General features: G+C 71.1%; 21 protein-coding genes. 5 read left to right on the top strand and 16 right to left on the bottom strand.

Annotation, left to right across the window (positions count from 1 at the left end; translation table 11 throughout):
- Nucleotides 1-6 precede the first annotated feature (6 nt).
- From EOV43_RS02380 to EOV43_RS02355, 6 genes are all read right to left on the bottom strand, one after another.
- Entirely contained in the window at nucleotides 7-597 is a 591-nt protein-coding gene (locus tag EOV43_RS02380; protein ID WP_206611376.1) for a flavin reductase family protein, read from the bottom strand.
- A gap of 50 nt (nucleotides 598-647) precedes the next feature.
- Nucleotides 648-1,112, bottom strand: coding sequence for a MaoC family dehydratase (locus EOV43_RS02375; protein WP_128219510.1), 465 nt, complete (start codon nucleotides 1,110-1,112; stop codon nucleotides 648-650).
- Entirely contained in the window at nucleotides 1,112-2,347 is a 1,236-nt protein-coding gene (locus EOV43_RS02370; RefSeq protein ID WP_239022187.1) for an acetyl-CoA C-acetyltransferase, read from the bottom strand. The genes EOV43_RS02375 and EOV43_RS02370 overlap by 1 nt, the downstream gene beginning before the upstream one ends.
- Nucleotides 2,344-3,141 (bottom strand): 3-oxoacyl-ACP reductase FabG, encoded by a 798-nt coding sequence (fabG, locus tag EOV43_RS02365; protein WP_128219509.1) that lies wholly within the window; start codon nucleotides 3,139-3,141, stop codon nucleotides 2,344-2,346. Before fabG ends, EOV43_RS02370 begins: the two co-directional genes overlap by 4 nt.
- Nucleotides 3,138-4,352, bottom strand: a complete 1,215-nt coding sequence (locus EOV43_RS02360; protein ID WP_128219508.1) for an acyl-CoA dehydrogenase family protein — start codon at nucleotides 4,350-4,352, stop codon at nucleotides 3,138-3,140. The genes fabG and EOV43_RS02360 overlap by 4 nt, the downstream gene beginning before the upstream one ends.
- Nucleotides 4,353-4,513: 161 nt before the next feature.
- Nucleotides 4,514-5,152, bottom strand: coding sequence for a TetR/AcrR family transcriptional regulator (locus EOV43_RS02355; RefSeq protein WP_164878631.1), 639 nt, complete (start codon nucleotides 5,150-5,152; stop codon nucleotides 4,514-4,516).
- 84 nt (nucleotides 5,153-5,236) lie between these two features.
- Between EOV43_RS02355 and EOV43_RS02350 the strand changes: the two genes are divergently transcribed.
- The 3 genes from EOV43_RS02350 (at nucleotide 5,237) to EOV43_RS02340 (ending at nucleotide 10,746) form a co-directional block, all read left to right on the top strand.
- On the top strand, nucleotides 5,237-7,936 hold the full coding sequence (locus EOV43_RS02350) for an MMPL family transporter (RefSeq protein WP_128219506.1): 2,700 nt from the start codon (nucleotides 5,237-5,239) through the stop codon (nucleotides 7,934-7,936).
- Nucleotides 7,933-10,167, top strand: a complete 2,235-nt coding sequence (locus EOV43_RS02345; RefSeq protein ID WP_128219505.1) for a YhgE/Pip domain-containing protein — start codon at nucleotides 7,933-7,935, stop codon at nucleotides 10,165-10,167. Before EOV43_RS02350 ends, EOV43_RS02345 begins: the two co-directional genes overlap by 4 nt.
- A 150-nt stretch (nucleotides 10,168-10,317) precedes the next feature.
- Nucleotides 10,318-10,746, top strand: coding sequence for a universal stress protein (locus EOV43_RS02340; protein WP_128219504.1), 429 nt, complete (start codon nucleotides 10,318-10,320; stop codon nucleotides 10,744-10,746).
- A gap of 83 nt (nucleotides 10,747-10,829) precedes the next feature.
- Here the strand turns inward: EOV43_RS02340 and EOV43_RS02335 are convergent, their stop codons facing one another.
- The 4 genes from EOV43_RS02335 to EOV43_RS02320 form a co-directional block, all read right to left on the bottom strand.
- The gene (locus EOV43_RS02335; protein ID WP_128219503.1) at nucleotides 10,830-11,831 is read right to left on the bottom strand and encodes a TIGR03557 family F420-dependent LLM class oxidoreductase; all 1,002 of its coding nucleotides are present in this window, start codon (nucleotides 11,829-11,831) and stop codon (nucleotides 10,830-10,832) included.
- Between the two features lie 219 nt (nucleotides 11,832-12,050).
- Nucleotides 12,051-12,848 (bottom strand): ABC transporter ATP-binding protein, encoded by a 798-nt coding sequence (locus EOV43_RS02330; RefSeq protein ID WP_128219502.1) that lies wholly within the window; start codon nucleotides 12,846-12,848, stop codon nucleotides 12,051-12,053.
- The gene (locus EOV43_RS02325; RefSeq protein ID WP_239022186.1) at nucleotides 12,845-13,876 is read right to left on the bottom strand and encodes a putative F420-0 ABC transporter permease subunit; all 1,032 of its coding nucleotides are present in this window, start codon (nucleotides 13,874-13,876) and stop codon (nucleotides 12,845-12,847) included. The genes EOV43_RS02330 and EOV43_RS02325 overlap by 4 nt, the downstream gene beginning before the upstream one ends.
- Before the next feature lie 98 nt (nucleotides 13,877-13,974).
- A complete protein-coding gene (locus EOV43_RS02320) occupies nucleotides 13,975-14,997 on the bottom strand; it encodes a putative F420-0 ABC transporter substrate-binding protein (protein WP_206611375.1) in 1,023 nt (340 codons plus the stop codon).
- A 258-nt stretch (nucleotides 14,998-15,255) separates the two neighbouring features.
- Between EOV43_RS02320 and EOV43_RS02315 the strand changes: the two genes are divergently transcribed.
- Both EOV43_RS02315 and EOV43_RS02310 read left to right on the top strand, forming a co-directional pair.
- A complete protein-coding gene (locus tag EOV43_RS02315) occupies nucleotides 15,256-16,068 on the top strand; it encodes a helical backbone metal receptor (protein WP_128219500.1) in 813 nt (270 codons plus the stop codon).
- Nucleotides 16,069-16,142: 74 nt separating this feature from the next.
- The gene (locus EOV43_RS02310; RefSeq protein WP_128219499.1) at nucleotides 16,143-17,600 is read left to right on the top strand and encodes a hypothetical protein; all 1,458 of its coding nucleotides are present in this window, start codon (nucleotides 16,143-16,145) and stop codon (nucleotides 17,598-17,600) included.
- Between the two features lie 20 nt (nucleotides 17,601-17,620).
- On the opposite strand, the gene EOV43_RS02305 is transcribed toward EOV43_RS02310, so the two are convergent.
- From EOV43_RS02305 to EOV43_RS02280, 6 genes are all read right to left on the bottom strand, one after another.
- Nucleotides 17,621-18,334, bottom strand: coding sequence for a dihydrofolate reductase family protein (locus EOV43_RS02305; RefSeq protein ID WP_128219498.1), 714 nt, complete (start codon nucleotides 18,332-18,334; stop codon nucleotides 17,621-17,623).
- Nucleotides 18,322-18,876, bottom strand: coding sequence for a class III extradiol ring-cleavage dioxygenase family protein (locus EOV43_RS02300; RefSeq protein ID WP_128219497.1), 555 nt, complete (start codon nucleotides 18,874-18,876; stop codon nucleotides 18,322-18,324). Before EOV43_RS02300 ends, EOV43_RS02305 begins: the two co-directional genes overlap by 13 nt.
- Nucleotides 18,876-19,739: a dihydropteroate synthase gene (folP, locus tag EOV43_RS02295; protein WP_239022185.1), complete on the bottom strand. Its 864-nt coding sequence runs from the start codon at nucleotides 19,737-19,739 to the stop codon at nucleotides 18,876-18,878. The genes EOV43_RS02300 and folP overlap by 1 nt, the downstream gene beginning before the upstream one ends.
- Nucleotides 19,740-19,834: 95 nt before the next feature.
- Nucleotides 19,835-20,764, bottom strand: a complete 930-nt coding sequence (locus tag EOV43_RS02290) for a glucosyl-3-phosphoglycerate synthase (RefSeq protein ID WP_128219496.1) — start codon at nucleotides 20,762-20,764, stop codon at nucleotides 19,835-19,837.
- A 39-nt stretch (nucleotides 20,765-20,803) separates the two neighbouring features.
- The gene (locus EOV43_RS02285) at nucleotides 20,804-21,580 is read right to left on the bottom strand and encodes an enoyl-CoA hydratase-related protein (RefSeq protein ID WP_128219495.1); all 777 of its coding nucleotides are present in this window, start codon (nucleotides 21,578-21,580) and stop codon (nucleotides 20,804-20,806) included.
- 64 nt (nucleotides 21,581-21,644) lie between these two features.
- The gene (locus tag EOV43_RS02280) at nucleotides 21,645-22,496 is read right to left on the bottom strand and encodes a hypothetical protein (protein ID WP_206611374.1); all 852 of its coding nucleotides are present in this window, start codon (nucleotides 22,494-22,496) and stop codon (nucleotides 21,645-21,647) included.
- Between the last annotated feature and the right edge of the window lie 135 nt (nucleotides 22,497-22,631).

Here is a 22,631-nt window from a genome sequence, read left to right as displayed (position 1 = left end):
CGCGTCTCACTCGGTGGGGCGCGGGATCCTCACGTCGTCCCCCAGGAACGAGTAGTTGTTGCCCGCCAGGCGGGCCACCGGGTCGAGGGCCCAGACGTCGACGCGTCCCCGACGCCAGAGCGAGTCGTCGACGTGGATGCGCAGCACCCGACCGACGACGAGATGGCCGTTGCCGACCGACACCACCTGCTCGAGCAGGCACTCCAGCCGCGCCGGAGCCTCGGCCACACCGGGCGGGGTGACGTCCATGGAGGTCACCTTGGTGACGCCGCCACGCAGGAACTCGTCCTCCCCTGACGGCAGCGGCGCGGCGGTCTCGTTCATCGCAGCGAGACGCTCGCGGTCGACGACGTTGACCACGAACTCCCCCACGGCCTCGACGTTGGCGACGGTGTCCTTGCGCCCGGTCGAGACGAAGCCGATCATCGGCGGCTCGGTCGAGATCACCGTGTAGTACGAGTGGGGGGCGAGGTTGGCGACGCCGCGGGCGTCGATCGTCGAGACCCATGCGATCGGTCGGGGCACCACCAAGGCGTTGAGCAGGTGGTGGACCATGACGTTCGCCCGGGCCGAGGGGGTCGCGAGGTCAATCTCCATCACTCGACTGTACGTGGCCCACCCCTGAGCAAGAAGCCGTCGAGACCTGCTCAGAAGACCACGAGCGAACGGGTCGTCGCGACCAGCGCCGGACGTTCGCTCCCCTCGACCTCGACGGTGCTGCGCACCAGCACCTGGGTGCCCTTCGGTCCGGTCTCGACCGCGGCAACCACGGCACGGGCGCGGATCCGCGCCCCGACCGGGACCGGTGCCGGGAACCGGATCGTGTCGGATCCGTAGTTGACGCTCATCCGGTACCCCTCGAACCGGTAGACGGTGCGCAGCAGGGACGGCAGCAACGACGACGTCAGGTGGCCGTGGGCGATCGTCGTGCCGTAGGGGCCGACGGCGGCCCGGACAGGGTCGACGTGGATCCACTGGTGGTCGTCGGTGGCGTCGGCGAAGGTGTCGATGCGCTGCTGGGTGATCTCGGTCCACTCCCCCGGCCCGAGCTCGCGTCCGACGACTGCCTCGACGTCGGCGACCGAGGCCAGGACGACGGGGCCGCCTCCCATCAGCCGATCCGTTCGAAGACCGCGGCGAGTCCCTGGCCGCCACCGATGCACATCGTCTCCAGTCCGTACCGGCCCTCGCGACGGTGCAGTTCGCGGGCCAGTGACCCGAGCATCCGTACGCCGGTGGCACCGACGGGGTGTCCCAGGGAGATGCCGGACCCGTGCGGGTTGACGTGCTCGAGGCCGTCGAGGGTCCCGTCGCCGCGGTAGAGGCCCCACTCGGCGAGGCAGGCGAGGGCCTGGGCGGCGAAGGCTTCGTTGAGTTCGACGACGTCCATGTCGTCGATCGTCAGGCCTGCGGTCTTGAGTGCGCGTTCGGTGGCGGGCACCGGTCCGATCCCCATCCGGGACGGTTCGACGCCGGCGACGCCCCAGGAGACCAGGCGCACCAGCGGCGTGAGTCCGAGGCGTTCGGCCAGCGTCGCCTCGACCACGAGGCACATCGCGGCGGCGTCGTTCTGCCCTGAGGCGTTGCCGGGGGTGACGGTGGCGTCCGGATCGATCTTGGCGCGCATCGGGCGCAGCGCGGACAGCTTCGCCAGGGTGACGTCGGGGCGAGGATGCTCGTCACGGTCGACGACGACGTCCCCCTTACGACCCGGGACGGTGACGGGGACGATCTCCTCGGCGAGCAGCCCGGACTCCTGGGCGGCCACCGCGCGACGGTGCGACTCCAGCGCGAGCAGGTCCTGGACCTCGCGGCTGATGCCGTACTCGCGACGCAGGTTCTCGGCCGTCTCGATCATCCCGCCGGGCACGGGGTGGAAGCGTCCGCCGGCGGTCTCGCGGCCGCGGGCGAGGCCGTCGTGCAGGTGGACACCGGCAGCGCCGGCGCCGCGACGCATGTCGGTGGAGTAGAAGGCGACGTTGCTCATCGACTCCACTCCCCCGGCCACGACGATGTCGTTGATCCCGGCGGCGACCTGGGAGACGGCCTGGATGACAGCCTGGAGCCCGGAGCCGCAGCGGCGGTCCACCTGCATGCCGGTGACGTGGGTGCCGAGGCCGGCGTCGAGGGCGACGACGCGTCCGATCGCGGGTGCGTCCGAGGTGGGGTAGCAGTGGCCGAGGACCACCTCCTCGATCCGGTCGGGGTCGAGCCCGGTGCGTTCGAGCAGGCCGCGCAGTGCAGCGGCACCGAGATCGGCCGGCTTCAGCGTGGCGAGCGCGCCCCCGAACCCTCCGACCGGCGTCCGCACCGGCTCGCAGATGACGACCTCACGCAGCGTGTTCACATGAACCTCCCACCAGCGACCTCGACCACGTTCCCGGTCAGGTACGACGACATCGGCGAGGCCAGGAAGAGCACGACGTCAGCGACCTCATCGGGTTCCCCGGCCCGGCCGAGAGGGATCTCGGCCATCTTCTGTTCCCACGCGGCCGGCGGCATCGCCTCGGTCATGGGGGTGCGGACGAGTCCAGGCTGGACGACGTTGACCCGGATCCTGTGCTTGGCGACCTCCTTGGCCGCGGCCTTGCTGAGCCCGATGATCCCGGCCTTGGCGGCGGAGTAGTTGGTCTGGCCGAACATGCCGACCTTGCCCGAGATCGAGGAGACGTTGACGATCGCGCCGCCGTGGCCGAGCGCGGCCATGACGTCGCTGGCGTGCTTGGTGCCGAGCCAGGTTCCGCGCAGGTGCACGTCGAGCACCTGGGTGAACATCTCCTCGCTCATCCGCCGCATCGAGGCGTCGCGGGTGATCCCGGCGTTGTTGACGACGACGTCGAGCCGACCGGTGGCGGCCACCGCGGCGTCGAGCGCGGCCCGGACGGAGGCGTCGTCGGTGACGTCGCACCCGGCAGCGAGCACCTGCCCGGGACCGAGACGTGCGTCGGCGAGACCCTTGGTCGCGAGGTGGGCGGCCTCGGCGTCGACGTCGGCGATCAGGACGTGGGCGCCGTGCTCGGCGAAGCGGCGGGCGGTGGCAAGACCCAGACCCTGGGCGGCCCCGGTGACGACGGCGGTGCGGCCCTCCAGCAGCAGTGATCCGGCGGGCACGCGCGCTGGCGTGGTGGGCGGCGTGCTCATCGGGCGCCTCCGGCCCGCGTCAGGCGTTCGCGGGCTTCAGCGACGACGTGGCGTCCGAGGATGACCTGCTGGATCTGGGAGGTTCCCTCGTAGATCCGGAACAGGCGAGCGTCGCGGTACATCCGTTCGACGGCGACGCCGCGCATGTAGCCCGAGCCGCCGAAGATCTGCACCGCACGGTCGGCGCACCGTCCGACCGCTTCCGAGCAGAAGTACTTCGCTGCCGAAGGCAGCATCGAGCGGTCCTCCCCGGCGTCCCAGGCCCGGGCGGCCTCGGCGACGAGGGCGCGTCCGGCCGCGAGGTCGGTCTGCATGTCGGCCAGAAGCCCCGCGATCAGCTGGTGCTCACCGATCGGGCGTCCGCCCTGCACGCGCTGGGCGGCCTGGTCGCCGGCCTCGACAAGGAGGCGTTCCATCATCCCGACGCAGAGCGCAGCAATGTGGATGCGGCCGTGGGCGAGCGACGTCAGGGCCGTGCGGTAGCCGCTGCCCAGCGCCTCCTCCCCTCCGACGACGGCGTCGTGGCCCACGAGCACCCCGTCGAGGAACACCTCGGCCGAGGCGGCCCCCTTCTGGCCCATCTTGGAGTCGCGGGGTCCGACGGTGATGCCAGGAACGTCTGCGGGGACGAGGAAGACGGTGATCCTGTCCGTACCGTCGACGTCCACCTGGGCGAAGACCATGAAGACGTCGGCCGACGGCGCATTGGTGATGAACCGTTTGGCGCCGTCGATCCGCCACCCCTGCTCGGTGCGGACCGCACGCGTCGTCATGCCGGACGGGTCCGAACCCGCCCCTTCCTCGGTGAGCGCGAACGAAGCGAGGGCTCCCGAGGCGAGGCGCGGCAGCCAGTCAGCGCGCTGGGCCGAGGTGCCGGCCCTGATGAGCACCTGTCCGGCGATGCCGTTGTTGGTGCCGAAGAGGGAACGCAGCGCCGGGGTGGTCCAGCCGAGCTCGGTGACGAGACGGACCTCCTGACTCACCGAGACGCCGAGACCGCCGTACTGCTGCGGGATCGTGAAGCCGTAGAGGCCCATCTCCCGTGCCGCGACGACGATCTCCTCGGGCATCCGGTCCTCGGCGTCGATGACCTCCTCCAGCGGAACCACCTTGCCGCGGACGAACGCCCTCACCGACGCCAGGACGTCGTCGAAGACCTCCGGGTCGAGTTCCGTTGCGGCGCCGGTCCCCGCGTCCACCGTGACGGTCATGCCCCACCCCCGTTGCGTCGTCCCGGGCGGGCGCGACGTGCTGGTCATCCTGCGGCGGACACAGCAGCGCTGACCAGCCCCGTCCCGCGATGTGAACACGGACAAGTGAATCCGGAGTCACACCCGCAGGGCGTCTGCAAGCGGTCGGGACGGCGGGCTCCTCAGCCAGCCAGCGGCTCACTGAGCTGGGTGACCAGAACGGTCAGCACCTCGCGCACGAGGTCCTTGGTGGCCTCACCTTCCGGCCCGGCGACGAGGTGGCCGAGGGCGGTGGCCGAGGCGAGCTGGTTCTGCAGGCCGACTACCACCTGGGCGAGCTGGGCGAGCGGACGCACCGGACGTCGCCCGAGGCGTTCCATGACCAGCGCGATCATCTCGGCGAACTCGGCGCGCAACTCCTCGGTGAAGGCAGTGAGGACCTCATGGGCTCCCTCGTCACGCAGGGCCAGGAGGGTGAACTCAGCCTGGAGGACCAGCCAGGTGCGGTCGCCACTCATCTCCTGCATGAGGTCGAGGACGAACTCGAGGTCGACCTCGACGGCCGCGTCCACGCTGGCCCGAGCACGGGTGAGCAGTCCTTCGGAGTGAGCCCGGAAGACCTCGAAGAAGACCTCGTCGACGCTCTCGAAGTTGGAGTAGAAGGCGCCGCGGGTGAACCCGGCGGCCTTGGTGAGGTCGTCGACGGTGACGCGCTTGAGCCCCTTGGTCACGAAGACCTCGACGGCGGCCTCGAGGAGACGCTCGCGGGTGTTCTCGCGGCGCCGAGCGCGACTCCGATCAGACGTCGAAGGAGTGCTCACGGGCGTCACTGCTGGGCTCACGGCGACCATTCTCACACGATGCGTCAATACACTTTCGTATTCAATACGCTAATGTATTGAACTGTGAGTTCGTACCTGTACCGCCTCGGGCGCGCAGCAGCCCGTCACGCACGCCTCGTCCTCGTCGCCTGGATCGTGGCCCTGATCGGCCTCGGAGCCGGAGCCGTCGCCCTGGGCGGCCAGCTCCAGCAGGACCTCTCCATTCCCGGCACCGAGGGCCAGCGCGGTCTCGACACCCTCGACCAGCGGTTCCCACTGCTGGCCGGCGCCACCGGACAGGTCCTCTTCGTCGCGCCCGAGGGCGAGACCGTCGCCGACCACTCCGACGAGGTCGAGAAGGTGCTCGCCGCGGTGGAGAAGGTCGACCAGGTCGCCACCGTCACCGACCCGCTCGCGCTGATCGACGGAGCCCCCGGCCCGAACGTGAGCCCCGACGGCGGCGAGGCGCTCGCCCAGGTGATCCTCGACGTCAAGCTCGACGATCTCGACGACGCCACCGTGCCTGCGCTCGAGGAGGCCACCTCACTCGAAGGCGGCGACCTCGAGGTCAACCTCGGCGGTTCGGTCTTCACCACCACCAGCGTCGAGATCAGTGCCACCGAGGGCATCGGCGTCCTCGTCGCGCTCGTCGTCCTGGCGATCACGTTCGGGTCGATGCTCGCTGCCGGGCTGCCGATCGTCACTGCGCTGGTCGGCGTCGGTGCCACGATGGCTGGCCTCTTCGCGGTCGCGAAGTTCACCACGATCACCTCCACCACCCCCACGCTCGCGTTGATGATCGGGCTCGCGGTCGGCATCGACTACGCGCTCTTCATCGTCTACCGCCACCGCACCCAGCTGGCCCAGAAGATGGGCGTCGAGGAGTCCGTGGCCCGCGCCGTCGCGACGTCCGGCAGCGCCGTGATCTTCGCCGGCGTCACCGTCGTCATCGCCCTGTGCGGCCTCTCGGTCGCCGGCATCCCGTTCCTCACCGTCATGGGTCTGGCCGCCGCTGCCGGCGTCGCCGTCGCCGTGGCGGTCGCGATCACGCTGGTCCCCGCACTGCTCGCGATGTGCGGCGAGCGCCTGCGTCCCCGGGACGGCTCGAAGGCCGCGCTGCGTGCCACCGGCGACGGACGACGCACGCTCGGGTCCCGCTGGGTCGCGATCACCACCAAGGTCCCCGCGCTCACCGTCGTGGTCTCCGTCCTCGTGCTGCTCGCGATGGCACTGCCCGCCAAGGACCTCGCCCTCGGCCTGCCCGACGGCGGCACCAAGGACCCCGGCACCAGCCCGCGCGTCACCTACGACCTCGTCACCGACGCGTTCGGCGCCGGCATGAACTCGCCCCTGCTGGTCACCACCGACATCATCACCAGCCTCGAACCGGTCGAACTGGTGGAGGAGATCGCCGCCGATCTGGCGAAGATCGACGGCGTCGAGCGGGTCGCGATGGCCACCCCCAACCCCAAGGGCGACCTCGGCGTCTTCCAGATCATCCCCGAGCACGGCCAGACCGACCCCGCCACGGCAGATCTCGTCCGCGCCCTGCGCGAGGCCGGCCCCGGGTTCGAGAAGACCTACGGCGTCAGCGACTTCACCGTCACCGGTCAGACGGCCGTCAGCATCGACATCTCCGACCGTCTCTCCGGCGCGTTGCTGCCGTTCGGCCTCGTCGTCGTGGGCCTGTCGTTGGTGCTGCTGACCATCGTCTTCCGCTCGATCGCGGTGCCGCTCAAGGCGACCGCCGGCTACCTGCTGTCGGTGCTCGCATCCTTCGGTGCGGTCGCGATGGTCTTCGAGTACGGCTGGGGCGCCGAGCTCTTCAACGTCGCCAAGGTCGGCCCGGTGATCTCGTTCCTGCCGATCATCCTCATGGGCGTCCTCTTCGGACTCGCGATGGACTACGAGGTCTTCCTGGTCTCCCGGATGCGTGAGGAGTACGTGCACACCGGCGACGCGGACCGCGCGATCCAGGTCGGCTTCACCGAGTCCGCCCGCGTCGTCACCGCCGCTGCGATCATCATGATCGCCGTCTTCGCCGGGTTCATCCCGCACGGCGACTCCACCACCAAGCCGATGGCGTTCGGGCTCGCGGTCGGTGTCTTCGTCGACGCCTTCCTGGTCCGGATGACGTTGGTCCCGGCCGTGATGGCGCTGCTCGGTCGCAAGGCCTGGTGGCTGCCGGCCTCGCTGGAGCGCTCGCTGCCGCACCTCGACGTCGAGGGTGAGGGGCTGGCCCACCACGTCGAGCACGCTGCGTGGGTCGAGACCCACGGCCCGGCGACGGTCCGTGCCACCGGCATCGAGTTCACCGACGAGCAGCACGCCCCGCTGGGTGCGCCGTTCGACCTGGTGGTCCGTCCCGGTGAGCTCCACGTCGTCTCCGGATCCGACGCGGTGCTGCGTGCCGCAGTGCTGGCCGGAGTCGCGGGACGTCTCCCCCACACGTCGGGCACCCTCGTCGTCCTCGACCGGCTGATGCCGGAGGAGGGCAGCGCGGTCCGTGCGGCCAGCGCCCACTTCGCGCACTGGCCCGACGCCGACGCCCTCGCCTCGCTGGGACGTCGCACCCGGCTCGTCGTCGTCGACGGCATCGACCGCGGTGTCACCGACGACGAGGCCGCACGTCGCTGGGACGCACTCGCAGGCCTCGCCGAGCGCGGCGTCACCGTCGTCGCCGGCGCCGAGCGCGCGCCCCTCCACCTCCCGCACACCTCACTCGAACCAGCCGCCGATCGCACCGGTGCCCTCCCCGGCGCCCACCAGGAGGCACTCGCATGAGCACCCTGATCTCCCGCCTGAAGAACGGCGCCCAGAGCCGGCCCGCAGTGGTCGCGCTGGTCGCCGCCGTAGCCCTGCCCACCCTGGTGACGGCCACCGCGGTGGTCAGCCTCGGTGACCGCGCCGATGCGGCCCGTGAGCTGCGGGCCGCCGTCGTGAACCTCGACGAACCCGTCACCAGCAAGGAGTCCGGAACGGTCGCTGCCGGACGCCTGCTCGCGGCCGGACTGACCCGCCCGGCCGAGGGCGACCCGGACCCCGGCATGGACTGGGTGCTCGCCGACCCCGACAGCGCCGCTGACGGCCTCGCCGACGGTACCTTCCACGCCGTCGTCACGGTCCCGGCCGACTTCTCTGCCACGATCGCGAAGATCTCCACCGACGCGCCCCAGCAGGCCGGGGTCGAGGTCCGCACCGACGGCGCCGACGCGACCGTCGTCGGGACGATCACCACCGACGTCTCCCAGGTCGCGGCCGACAGTCTGGGCCGCACCGTCACCACCTCGTACCTGAACCAGCTCTTCGAGGGCACCAACACGCTCGGCGGCAAGCTCTCCGACGCCGCCGACGGTGCCGCCGAACTCACCGACGGCGCCGGGAAACTGAGCGACGGCCTCGGGACGTTGCGCACCGGCTCGGCGTCCCTGGCCGACGGCGCCAAGAAGCTCGACTCCGGCGCCGGGACGCTCTCGAAGGGCACCCGGGACGCCGCCACGGGCGCCACCCGACTCGACTCCGGCAGCACCCAGCTCGCCGACGGCGCAAACCAGCTCAGCTCCGGGATCTCTGACCTCTCCACCGGAGCCACCCGACTCCGCGACGGCAGCAGCGCCCTCGCCGACGGCGCCCGCAGCGTCGACGACGGCGCCACCCGTCTGGCCGACGGACTCGGCCAGCTGGATGCGGCCACCGTCGGTCTGGAGAAACAGTCCACGGCCCTGGCCGACGGCGCCGCCCAGGTCTCCGACGGCGTCGCCGGGTACGCGAAGGTCCTCCAAGGATGGGGGCAGGCCTGCGCCAACCCGCTCCTGTCGGGATCCGTCCCCGAACTCTGCGCCGCAACCTCCGCCGCGCTCGGTGCGGACGGAGCCAACGCCACTGCCCTCGTCGACGGAGCAGCCCAGCTCGCCACCGGCACCCGCACCCTCGCCGACTCCGCGCCCCAGATCCGCTCCGGCATCACCGCGGCCCACGACGGTGCCGACGCGCTCGCCGCCGGGACCGGTGAACTGAGCAGCGGAGCCGACGACCTCGCGTCCGGCGCGGCCACCCTGGCCTCCGGCGCGAAGGATGCCGACGCGGCCGCGGCCCAGCTCGCCTCCGGCGCAGGCGAACTCTCCACCGGCGCCTCCTCGCTCGCTGCAGGGACCTCGCGTCTCGCGGCCGGCAGCAAGGAACTCACCTCGGGCACCGGCGACCTCGTCAGCGGCAGCACCCGTCTCGCAGACGGCGCGAAGAGCGCAGACGCCGGCTCCACGAAGCTCGCTTCCGGAGCCGGTGAGCTCGCCACCGGCCTGCGTGACGGTGCCGACCAGGTGCCCGTCACCGACGAGGTCACCATCCGCACCAAGGCCGAGACCGTCGCCCAGCCGGTCGTGGCTCGCGCCGTCGACGACGCGCCCTCCGGCGGACGCGCGCAGGCGGCTCCGTCCGTCGTCGCGACCGCTCTCTGGCTCGGTGCTCTCGGCATCTTCCTGACCGTTCCCGCCGTCCAGGTGCGTCGCCTGTCCCGGGCCACGACCGCCCGTCGCACCGTCGCCCGCGCACTGGCTCCGGCCCTCGCGCTCGGGGTCGCGCAGGTGGCGCTCGTGCTGGGTGCCGTCCACCTGCTCGACCTCGACCTGGCACGCCCCTGGCTGCTCGCCCTCGTCGCCGCCCCCGCGGCGGCACTGGCCGCCCTCACCGTCACCCAGGCCGTGGTCGCGCTGTGCGGCGAACGTCTCGGCGGAGTGCTCGTGGTCGCCCTCACCGTCGTCCAGGCCCTGACCCTGCCCGGCTTCCTGCCGCTCGACGCCGCCCCGGGCTGGCTGCAGTCCCTCAACGGCCTGCTGCCGGTTCCGCTGGCCACCGACGCGGTGGCGTGGACCGTCACCGGTGCCGGGTCGGGCGCCTCGGTCGCCGGGCTGCTCCTCTGGTCCCTGGCCGCCGTCGTCGTGAGCGTGTGGGCCACCGCCCGCCGCGGGACGACGACGCTGGCCACCATCCGACGTCAGGTCGCCGCACCGGCCTGACGTCCACCGCCGCGAGTCCCTGTCCCCCTCCCTCCCTCCGGACAGGGACTCGCGGTCATTTCGTCCGGGCGCTGCTGCCGCCCGACGGCGAAACACCCCTCAACCGAGCCCGCACCTTCCACCCGTTCGGGGGCAGTGGTGAAATGGCCCATGGCCACCTCGATCCTCGTGGGAGTCGATGACTCCGAGACCGCCCGTTCCGCTGCCCTCACCGCCGCTGGCCTTGCCCAGGCGCTGCAGGCCGAACTCCACGTCGTGTCCGCCTTCGGCAAGTTCGAGGCGGAGCGCTACAACGTCGGAGGCGACGAGTACCTCGTCTCCAACCACGACGACGCCGTCGCCAGCGCCGAGCGCGTGGCGAACATCGTGCGTGTCGACTTCCCCGACCTGACCCTCCATGTCTCGGCGGCCGACGGCAAGCCCGCCGAGGCCCTCGTCCGGGTCGCGGAGGAGATCGACGCGACGGTCGTCGTCGTCGGCAACAAGCGCGTCCAGGGCCTCGTCCGGATGCTCGGCTCGATCGCGTCCGACGTCGCGAAGAACGCCCCCTGCGACGTCTTCATCGCGCACACGCACTGACCCCCCTTCCCCCCTCTCGCACCCCACCGATTCGGGTCGTCGATCGCTCGCGATCACGACCCAGAACGGTGGGGTGTGACACGTCAGGAGAGGTGCGGCAGGACGTCGCGGGAGAACGCCTCCAGGAACGCGACCTGGTTGGCGCCGACGTTGTGGACGAAGACGCGGTCGTAGCCGAGGTCGAGGTAGGCGCGGATCTCCGCCAGGTGCACCGCCGGGTCGGCGCTGACGGGCAGGCGTCCGGCGAAGTCCTCGGGACGCACCAGCTTCGCGATCTGCTCCACCACCTGCGGCGATCGCAGGTCGCCGCGGGCGAACCGCATCGCAGCCATCGGATAACGCTCGACGACGTTGCGTTCCGCCTCGGTGTCGCTGGCCGCCCAAGACACGTTGAGGTGCAGCCAGGCCGGCATCGTCGCGGGGTCCTTGCCGACCTCGCGGGCGCCTTCACGGAACCGTTCCAGCACCTGCGCAGCCTGCTGCGGCTGCACGGCGACGGCGAGCAGACCGTCGGCCTGACGCCCGGCCCGACGTGCCGTGACCGGGCCGGAGGTGGCGACCAGGACCTGCGGTGCGGGGGTCGGCATCGTCCACAGTCGTGAGGACTCCAGACGGAACCGCTGCCCCTCGTAGCGGACGTCGCGTTCGGTGATCGCGGAGGAGAAGAGGCGCTTGACGATGTCGACGGACTCGAAGAGGCGGCTGATCCGTTCGGGGGCCTCGGGCCAGTAGCCACCGGTGACGTGTTCGTGGATCGCCTCACCGCCGCCCAGCGAGACCCAGTGCCGGCCCGGGTGCAGGGCGCCGAGGGTGGCAGCGGCCTGGGCGATCGCGGCGGGGTGCATGCGGGTGCCCGCGGCGGCCATCCCGACCCCGAAGTCGCTGACGGTGTGCTCGGCCATCGCGCCCAGGAGCGGCCAGACGTTGGGGGCCTGACCCAGCGACGGCAGCCACGGCTGGAAGGTGTCGACGGCCATTGTCCCGGTGAACCCGGCCTGCTCGGCCAGACGGGCGAGGTCGACGGCCTCGCGCGGGGTGACGGCGTCGACCGGCACGACGTACCCGACACGTCCCTGCTCGCCCATGTGTCTCCTCGCGCGTTGGTTCACGTCGTACGACGTCTGCGCCGGAGTCTAGATGCGCGCTCCCCCACCGCCCCGCCGGACGTCATAGGAATCCGGGGTCCCAGCCCTCGATTCTCATGACGTCCTGGCTCACCCCCTGCCGGATGTCATAAGGATCCCGGGTCCCAGCCCTCGATTCTTATGACGTCCCGACGGCAGGGGCAGGGAGTGGAGGGTGGGTCAGAAGATGACGAGCGGGCGGCCGGTGCGCGGGTGCGCGATCACGTCGGCGGCGACGCCGTAGGTCTCCCGCACCAGCTCGGCGGTCAGCACCTCCGCCACCGGACCGACCGCACGGACCCGACCGTCAGCCAGGACGACGACGTGGTCGCAGTACCCAGCCGCGAGATTGAGGTCGTGCAGCGCCGCCACCACCGTCGTGCCCTGCGCAGCGACCTGCCGCAGCAGCCCGAGGGCGTCCTGCTGGGCCTTCACGTCGAGGTGGTTGGTGGGTTCGTCCAAGAGCAGAAGATCGGGTTCCTGGGCGAGCGCACGCGCCATCTGCACGCGCTGCTGCTCGCCACCCGACAGGCTTCCCAGGAGACGATCGGCGAAGGCCGTGACACCAGCGGTGGCCATCGCCTCCTCGACGATCCCGACTTCCGGGGCAGCGACCGCCCACGGCGACTCGTGCGGGATCCGCCCCATCTCGACGACCTGCCGCACCGTCAGCGAGAACTCGGCACGCAGCTCCTGCTCCACCAACGCGACCCGACGGGCACGGTCACGACGCTTCAACCCCAGCAGGTCGATGCCGTCGAGCTCGACGTGGGCCTGGTGCGAGGAGTCGACGGTGCCGGCGAGCACTCGCATCAGCGACGACTTCCCGGCACCGTTGGGCCCCACCAGAGCGGTGACGCTGCCGACCGGGACGCTGAAACCGGCGTCGCACAGGACGTCCCGACGCGCGTTGCGTCCCCCCACCTGACGTCCCAGGCCCGAGGCCTTGAGCGTCGGGACGTGCTCGCGGGTGCTCATGCCCGTCCCCGGTTCTTGATCAGCACCGCCACGAAGACGGGTGCACCGACCAGGACGGTGATGATCCCGACCGGGATCTCGCGGGGGTCGAAGAGGGTGCGGGCCGCGGTGTCGACCCACACCATGAAGACGGCGCCGAGCAGGATGCACAGCGGCAGCATCCGGCGGTGCGAGAACCCGACCATCAGCCGGACCGCGTTGGGCAGCACCAGACCGACGAAACCGATCGCGCCGGAGACCGAGACCATCACGCCGGTCAGGACGGCGGTGGCGAGCAGCAGCAGCCAGCGGGTCCGATTGACGTCGACGCCGAGGGCCGCGGCAGCGGTGTCGCCGAACGCGAAGGCGTCCAACACCCGTCCACGCAGCGCGAGCGGCAGACCGACGAGCACGACCGCACCCCAGGCCAGTGCCGCGGAGGACCAGTCGGCTCCTGCCAACGAGCCGAGGATCCAGTTGAGGACCTGTCGGAAGGAGTCGCCCTTCTCGTTCCAGAAGACCAACAACGACGTCAGCGCCCCCGCGAACGACGAGACCGCGAGACCGGCCAGGACGACGCGGGTCGGGGTGATCTCACCCAGGCTGCGGGCCAGGACCAACGTCGCGACCAGGGCAGCCGTGGCTCCGAGGAACGCCGCCACCGGCAGCGCGACGGAGAGCCCGACCAGCAGCACCAGCACGGCTCCGGTGGAGGCGCCCGAGGAGAGTCCGAGCAGGTAGGGGTCGGCGAGCGGGTTGCGGGTCAACGCCTGCATGACGGCGCCGCTGAGCGCGAGCCCGGCACCCACGGCCGCAGCGGTCAGGACTCGTGGCAGGCGCAGTTCCCAGACGATGCCGGTGCGCAGCAGCGACACGTCGGAGTCGACGAGACCCAGTTTGGCCCCGACGACGCTGGCCACGTCACGTACCGCGATGTCGGCCGGTCCGGTTGCGACGGCTGCTGCCATCGAGCCCAGCAGGACGACGACGAGAGCCGGGATCCAGAGCCACCAGAGGTCGCGTCGACGTTCCGACCGCGGCGTGGCCACGGACTCCGACGCGGGAGCGGGCCCAGGCGCGGGACCGGTCTCAGGTGCGCGGGAAGCTCCCGGCCGAGGACGTCGTACCGGCGCCTCGGGGGCCAGCGTCACTGCTGGCCGTCCTTCGCACCGTCCTCGGCACCGTCCTCGGCGCCGCCCTCGGCGGCGAACCCGAGCTCGGTGGCCTGCTCCAGCAGGCTCGCGGCGGCGTCGACGGAACGGACGCCGGCCTCACCGGACGGGAACGGAATGACGAGGTAGCGCTTCTCCTTCACCGCGGTCATCGCAGCGGTGGCGGGGTTGGACTCGAGGAACTCGATCTTGGTCTCGGCCTTGTTCCACTCGGCGTCGACAAGGACCAGGACGTCGGGGTCGGACTCGACGACGGCCTCCCAACCGAGCGAGGTCCAGGTGTCGTCGACGCCGCCGGCGACGTTGGTCAGGCCGATCGCGTCCATCACCATCTGCGGGGCTCCGGTACCGCCGCCGACGAACGGGGTGTCGACGCCGGAGGACCACCACAGGGCGGTGGTTCCCTCGGTCACGGTGCCGAGGGTCTCGAGCTGGTCGCGCTGTTCGGCGACGAGCTGCTTCGCGGCGGCGGGGGCACCGAGCACCTCACCTGCTTCGCGGAGCTGGCTGAAGAGGAGGTCGAAGGTCATCTTCTCCGGGGCCCCGGTGCTCTGACAGGCCGACGGAGCGACGTAGGTGGCGACGCCGAGCTTGGCCAGCACGTCGCGCTCACCGGCGGTGTCGGCGGCGAGGTTGGACTCCCAGCCGGCGAAGACGAGGTCGGGCTCCACCTCGAGGACGGTCTCCTGGTTCGGTGCCTTCTCGGCGAGGACGGGGAGCTTCGCGGCCTCGGCGGCCCACTGCTCCGGGACGGGGCCGTCGGAGAAGGCCTGCCCGACGATCCGGTCGCCCAGTCCGAGGGCCAGGGCGAGCTCGGTGGAGCTGGACTTGATCGTCACGATCCGCTCGGGTGCGCGGGAGGGGTCGACCTCGACGCGGACGCCGCAGTTGCTGAGCGTGCGGACGTCGTCGTCCTCGACGGGGGCTTCCGCGTCGGTGGCGCAGGCGGTGAGAGCGAGCGCGAGAGCGGCGAGCGGAAGCAGGAAGCGGGTCTTCACGAGAGGTGTCCTCCGGGACGTGTGGGGGCAGGGCAAGGCCGCCGCAGCGATTCGCTGCGGCCGATCCTCACCGCCCCAAGTCCGGGACAGGTGCACCCGGCCAAGACGGCCAGGGGGATCACGCGTTGCACAGCATAGGTGGTGTGCGCCACATGCACGCGGCCGACTCGGTGTTCCGGAGCTGGCGTCGTGGTCACACGTCGACAACAGCCCCGTCCATGGCGTCGGCCACCGGACCACCCGGACTAGGGTGGATGCATGCGCATCGAGCGGCTCGACGACCTCGGCGATCTCGTTCCTCTCGCCCAACCCGTGCGGCGAGTGGTGAGCCTGTCCCCCAGCCTCACCGAAGTGGTCTCGACCCTCGACGTGAACCTGTTGGTGGGCGTCACCTCCGACGTCGCGCTTCCGCCCCTGCCCGGGCCCGTCCTGCACACGGCCGTGAGCCCCGACGTGGCGGTCCTCGGCTCGTCCCGGCAACCCGACCTGCGGCTGGTCTCACGACTCGTGCCCGACCTCGTCCTGGCCAGCAAGTCGGAGAATCGTCTCGCCGACGTGCAGCGTCTGCGCGAGGCCGGCGTCGGTGTCTGGGTGACCGAGGTCGAGACCGTGGCCCAGGCCCTGCACTCCGTCGAACGGCTCATCTCCGAGGGCCTGGGGAGTTCGCTCCCGGCGTGGTGGCGCGTGGCGCAGCAGCGCTGGAGCAAGCCGATGGAGACCTCCCACGAACGTGTGGTCGTGCTCGTCGACACCGACCCGTGGACGGTCGTGGGACGCAATCACCTGGCCACTGACCTGCTGGCGCACCACGGCGTCGAGAACGTCATGGCCAGCCACCGCGATCGGTTCCCGACGATGACTCCCGAGGAGATCGAGTCCCACCACCTCGACGTGGTGGTCCTGCTCGTCGACGACGTCGAGACGGCCGACCTGGCACCGGTCTCCGCGCACTTCCACCGGACGCCGGTCCGGTGCCTGGACCGGCGAATCCTGAGCCACTTCGGCCCCACCTTGCTCGACGCCGCGACGCTCCTCGAACGATCGTTTCCCCGCACCACTCCCAGCCGCTAGCCTCCGAGCACCGGCCCGGGAGTTCTCGGTGACGGTGGGTCCGCAGGGGGCGGGCCGAGCCGGCAGGGGGACGCATGGCAGCACGACGGGGACGCACCTGGCGGGTGCTGCTGGTGCTCGGCCTGCTGCTGGTCGTCTACGGCGGTGCGGTCGCGGCCTTCCTCGGCCCCGACTCCTCTGTCACCATCGGCACCCGGACCGTGCCCCTGACCGCTGCCGGCACGGCCGTGTCCACGCATCCGGAGATCACCGCGTTCCGCAACATCGACATGGAGGTCACCGCGAGCGCCCCGAGCGGTGTCTTCCTGGCGGCCAGCCACCGGGTCGACACCGAGAGCCTGTTGGCGGAGCGGTCGCACTTCGAGATCTCGAAGATGTTCTTCGGCAACGTCGACGGCCGGATGCTCACCGACGGGCCTCCGGCGACCTACCAGGACCTGCGTCCGGACCGTCTGGTCGGGTGGAGCCAGGTGTCACCCGAGAGCTCCGCCGCGGTCCGGGCAGCGAGCGACGGTGGACGCGACGACGACCCGTCGTTCCCCGAGATCTCCACGGTGGTGGTCCCGTTGGGTGGTGCCCCCGTCGACGTGGTGGCGTTCCCGGTCTCGCCGGAGGAGTCGGTGACGTTCTCCTTGGGCGTCCACTCCGAGCGCGCCTTCGTCCTGCACCTCGCACTCGCGGCTCTGGGGGGCCTGCTGATCCTGGTGTGGTGGTTGCTGCGCCGACGCAGGCTCCGTGCTGCCCCGCCCGAGGCGCCTCGCACAGTGACGCCGGTCGCCCCACCGCCGACTGCGTCCACGTTCTCGACCCGGATCCGACCTCCGTCCCCTGAATCCAACCTCCCTGCCCCGTACCGCCGCACGACACTGACGGCCGGGCTCGCGCTCTCACTGGGACTGACCGTCGCCGGGTGTGCGGCACCACGTGCGGTACCGGTGTCGCAGGCCCCAGCCGCCCGCACCGCCATCACCCTGGACGAGGCGGCACAGGTCCTGGACAACGCCCCCCGTCTGGTGCACGCGCTCGGGTTCACTGCCTACCCGATGTGGGCCGTCGCCGAGGTCCCGCCCTCCCGCGACCAGCCCCGGACCCGACTGGCGGTACTCACTCGTGACGCATTCGAGAAGCCGTGGCGCAAGGCCGGCACCGTGAAGATCGTCGAGGCTGCACCTCCTCCGGGAAATCCCACCTCCACGGTGACCGACGCGGTGCGCGCAGAGGCCGTGGCTGCAGGCGCCGCGATCGCCGAGTTCTGGATGACAGGGTCCCTGGACGGCGGCACGAAGATCCCGTCGTCGGTCCGGAAGGAACGCAAGAAACTGCTACGCAACGGCGTCGACAAGACATCCTTGTGGGTGGTCGGCGGCGCCGAGGAGGACGTCCGCATCGTCCCGGTGGTGGGCGGAAACCTGGCGTTGATCAGCCACCGGCTGCACACACCCGAAGAACGCCGGCTGACCTCAGCGGTGATGCTGCGCACCGGGCGTCGCTCCGAGGTGCTCGGCTCGACGGTGGCCTCACCGGGCCGGTGATGCTCTCAGCGGGAGGGTCGTCAGCGGACGACGCGCCAGCGTCCCAGGAGCGTGCCTGACTCCTCGAGCAGCAGTGTCGGAGTGAGCGGAACGTCGATGCCGCCGCCGGCGGTGATCCGGGCGTGGTCTCCGGCGACCAGTCGCGGCACCACGGTCAGGCAGACCTCGTCGACCACCTCGGCGTTCAGCATGTCGCGGAACAGGTGCGGGCCGCCTTCGGCGAGCACCTGGGCGAAGCCTTCCTGCGCCAGTCGTGCGCGGAGGGAGCCACGGTTGATGGCGTAGCCGCCGAGGGTCCAGACGTGCTCGTCACCGAGCAGTTCGCGTGCTTCGGCGAGACGTTCGGCCTTCTCGACGGTCGCCAACCGGACCCGGCCCGGCGCGTGGCCTCGCAGCTTCTCCGGCACACGACCCGATCGGGAGACGACGACGAGCGGCACGTCAGCGGGACCGTAGCCCTCGTCACGCGCGGTGCCTGCCCCCACCACGACGACGTCGGCCTGGGCACGCAGAAGGTCGTAGACGCGCTTGTCGGCAGCGTTGTTGATGCTGCCGCTCGCGCCGTCCTCACCCTGTGCTGACCCGTCGACGGTGGAGACCATGTTGACGCGCAGCCACACCCCGTCGCCCACGGGGCTGTGGGCCGGGTCCGCGGCGTAGAGCCGGGCGAGCGTCGCGTCGTCGACCTCGTTGCTCGTCGCGGTCGGAGCATCGGAACTGATCAGGATGCGCATTGCCACCTCACCACCCAGTACATGACGCCGAAGGGATCCTCGGCGCGGTCGATCCCACCACCCTGCACCACCCAGCCCTCGTCGGCCAGCGTCGTGAACAGACCGAGACCTGCGGTGAGCAGCTCGGTGGCCAGGGCGTGGTCGAGTCCGGCGAGTCCGGCGAGGTCACCGCGGTCGAGCATGTCGCCGACGTGGGCGTCGAACGCTGCGGCGCGGTCGTCGAGGTGTCCGGGCGCCTTCTCGGTGCGACGCGCGGACCCGTTGGCGACCACGACGACGTCGGCATCAGGGCTCGTCGACGGCGTGCGTCCCAACAGCTCGCCGGCGATCCGCAGGCCCTGGGCGTCATCGGCGAGGACCCGGACGTCGTCGCCGAGCCAGTCCAGCGCCTCGCGGCAGGCGGCACGCAGCGCGGGCACCGGATCGGTGAGCGAGGCGTACTGGGCGAGCAGCACGGGCGCCCCGGGAATGACGACGACGCGGCGTCCACGGGGCTGCTGACCGGTGACTCCGGCGTCTCGGGCAGTGGGAACGGCGGTCATCAGGCGAGTCCTCGCACTGCTCGGGCCGGGAGGCGACGCCCGGCGATGGTCCACACCATGTCGACGGTCTCGCGGGTCTCGACGACCTCGTGGACGCGGTAGATCCGGGCCCCGGCGAGCGCGCAGACGCTGGTGGCGGCCAGGGTTCCGGTGAGGCGTTCACCGACCGGCTTGTCGAGGGTCTCCCCGACGAAGTCCTTGTTGCTCAGGCTCACCAGGACCGGCCAGCCGGTGTCGACCATCTCGCCGAGACGGCGGGTCACTTCGAGGGAGTGGAAGGTGTTCTTGCCGAAGTCGTGGGCCGGGTCGATGATCAGCGACTCCCGCGCGACGCCGGCAGCGAGTGCGCGTTCGGCGTAGGCGACGGTGTCGGCGATCGCGGAAGCGACGACGTCGTCGTACTCGATCCGGTGCGGCCGGGTGCGGACCTGCACGCCGCCGGTGTGGGTGCAGACCAGGGAGGCGTCGTACTGCGCGACGACGTCGACGACGTCCGGGTCCGCGCCGCCCCACGCGTCGTTGATGAGGTCCGCTCCGACGGCGAGGACGGCGTCGGCGACCTCGGCCCGCCAGGTGTCGACGGAGATCACCAACTGCGGGTGCTCCTCGCGGATCCGGGCGACGAAGTCGACGACGCGGGCCTTCTCCTCGGCCGCGGAGATCTCGACGCCGGGGGCAGCCTTGATCCCGCCGATGTCGACGATCTCCGCGCCTTGGCCAGCGACGAGCCGGACGCGTTCGACCGCGGCGTCCTCGGCCCAGGTGGCGCCCTTGTCGTAGAACGAGTCGGGGGTGCGGTTGACGATCGCCATCATCAGTGTCGCGTCGTCGGCGAACGAATGGCTCCGGAGTCGCAGGGTCACGGCACTGACCCTATGTGACGTCCACAACTCCTCGCGCCCCACCGGTTTGAGTCGCTTCCCGACCGGAAAGACGACCCAAACCGGTGGGGCGTGCTTCAGAGGAGGTCGGCGGCGGGGGGACGTTCCACCACCAGCACCTCGTCGATGCGAGGGACGAACCCCTCCCCGCCCGCGGCCGGGACGAACTGGGTCAGCGGGACAGCGTCCGCGTGGTGGCTGTGCGTCGAGCGGGCCCACGCTGCGGTGAGGATCTGCGTCGACATCGCGCCGAGGTCGAGGAGGTTCTGGTGCGAGTGCGCCCTGCGGCCGAGGTCGACCTGCGCGATCGCGTCGAGGCCACGGGTGCGCCAGGTGTCGATCAACGACGCGATCTCGACTGCGTACCCGGTGGGCACCGACAGGTGCGAGAAGTGGTCGCGACGCACCGCCCACTCCCCCGCCAACGGCTGCACCAAGCCGGCCAACGGTGGGAACAGCAACGCGATCAACGGGCGTGCGGTCAGTTCGGTGACGCGTCCGCCCTCGTACGGACCGGAGTCGCCGGGACGGGCGTAGAAGCCCTTCACCAGCTGCACCTCGGGGTCGGTGAGCAGCGGTCCCAGCAGGCCGGGCACGAAGTGGGTGTCCCAGTCGACGAGGTCGGCGTCCATGAAGACGACCACGTCACCGCGGGTCACGAAGAGCGACTTCCACATCGCCTCGCCCTTGCCGCGGAACGTCCCGAGGTCGGGACGGATCTCCGAGGCGCGGTGCACGACGGCGCCGGCGTCGGTGGCGACGTCGTAAGTGGCGTCGGTGGAGTCGGAGTCGATGACGACGATCTCGTCGACCAGCGCCGCGGTCTCCATCAGCACCTCACGGCACCGGGTGACCACGGCCCCCACCGTCGCTGCCTCGTTGCGGGCAGGGACGACGAGGCTCACCGTCGTCGTCCCCTTCGCCGCGAGCAGGTCCGCGAGGGTCCAGTCACGCCACGTGTGGGTCCGCGCGGCCCAGCCGAAGTCGTCCCGCTTCTGCTCGCTCATGACGTCGAGCCTAGGCGTCGGCGCCGCCAGGGCGGTGCCTCAGTGGGCGTCGGTGCCGAAGTGCGGCTTCTCCTTGGCCATGAACGCACGCACGCCCTCGGTGAAGTCGGGGCCGGTGTAGACGTCGCCGAGCATCGCACGGTCGAAGTCGGGCTGGACCTCGGTGGCGCGGGCGCGGGCGTTGATCTGGCGCTTGGTGGCGCGCTGGGTGGTGGCGGAGGCGAAGGTGATCTCGTCGACGAGCTTGTCGACGGCAGCGTTGAGGTCCTCGGTGATCTCGTGCAGCGCACCGAGCGAGTAGGCCCGTTCGGCGTCGACGAGTCGACCCGTCAGCAGCATCGAGCGGGTGACGCCTTCACCGAACGCGGCGACGCAGCGGTAGACGATCGGCGCGGAGAGCGCGTTGCCCAGGGTCCGCGCGATCGGGTAGCCGAAGCGGGACTCCGGGGTCGCGATCCGGATGTCGCAGTGGGTGGCGACGGCCAGGCCACCGCCGACGCAGACGCCGTCGACGGCCGCGATCGTCACCTGCGGGAGTTCGAAGAGGAGGTCGAGCATCTCCCCGATCCACTCCTCGTAGGCCGACGCGTCGGGCTCGTCGAGGAAGTCACCGATGTCGTTGCCGGCCGCGAACGCACGTCCTCCTGCCCCACGCAGGACGACGACGCGGACGTCGGGTCGGGTCTGCAGGTCGGTGAAGAGGGCACGCATCTCGGCGTACATCGCCTTGGTGAAGGCGTTGTGACGGTGCGGTCGGTTGAAGACAACCGTCACCACGCCGTCGGACGAGGTGACCAGGAGTTCGGAGTCGCTCACGGGGAGCAGACTAGGACCCCCATCCGGCAGGCAGTTCGCGGGGCGGACAAGGAACCGCTCTCGCTCAGCTTCCAACTGCCTGCCGAAGCGGGGCGATGTCGGCCAGCACAGCGCGGACGCGGGTCTGGTCGAACATGGCTTCCTCCCAGAGGAACCGGACCACCACGAACCCACGTCGGGTCAGCTCGGTGTAGCGGGTGACGTCGCGGCGCAGAGCGGTCAACGTGCCGTGGAACTCGAACGACTCGGCCTCGACGACGACACCGCGTCGCCGGTCCAACAGATCCACCCATCCGACCCCGGGCACTTCCCCCTGGGGTTCGACGTCCAGCCCGGGCACGTCCAACGCCACCGCGCGCAGCACGGACTCGAACGGGTTGGCGGCCCGACCGTCCGCCGCCTCGACCACCCGCAACGCGCGGGTACGCCCGGTTCGAGGGCTGCGCTCTGCTGCTGCGACGAGGTCGCTCCTGCTCACCTCTCCTGAGCGCAGCGCCGAGTCGGCGACCGCCAGCGCTTCATCCCACGGAAGGGCGCGGGCGCAGTCCACCACCGTGCGAGCAGGCCTCGTGACATGGTGCCGCACCTCCTCCTCGTCGAGGTCGCCCCAGCGCACCTCCAGGTTGCCGGAGGGACGCCGACGGTTGCGCGGCATCGTGACCCAGGGCCGCAGCGGTTCGTGCTTGACCTTCCAGCCCCACATCATGGCGGCGCTGAGGTGTGAGCAGACTCCGCCCGCTGCCACCGCTGCCGCGCGTTGTGCATCGGTGTCCACGAGCGCGTAGCGGTTGCGCCTCAGTCGGACGACCCGTCCCGTGGTCACCGCGTGCCTGATCTGGTCCGCGCTGCAGGGGCCGAGCAATTCGCCCCACTCCGCGATGCCACCCAGGCGAGCCAGTACCTCCGTCACGTCCACCCGGTCAGGGTCGCGGATCGGTCAGGCCAGCCGCGGACCTCATCCACAGGCCCGTCGCGAGCCCCGATCCGGCAGGCAATTGGCGAAAGCACGGTGCCGCCCCACGCGGGGCGTGGGGCGGCACCGGACGAACTG

Origin of the sequence: Nocardioides yefusunii (genome assembly GCF_004014875.1) — a bacterium.
GTDB lineage: Bacteria > Actinomycetota > Actinomycetes > Propionibacteriales > Nocardioidaceae > Nocardioides > Nocardioides yefusunii.
The sequence above is the reverse complement of the archived record's forward strand: the minus strand, read 5'-3'. Positions and strand labels throughout refer to the sequence as shown.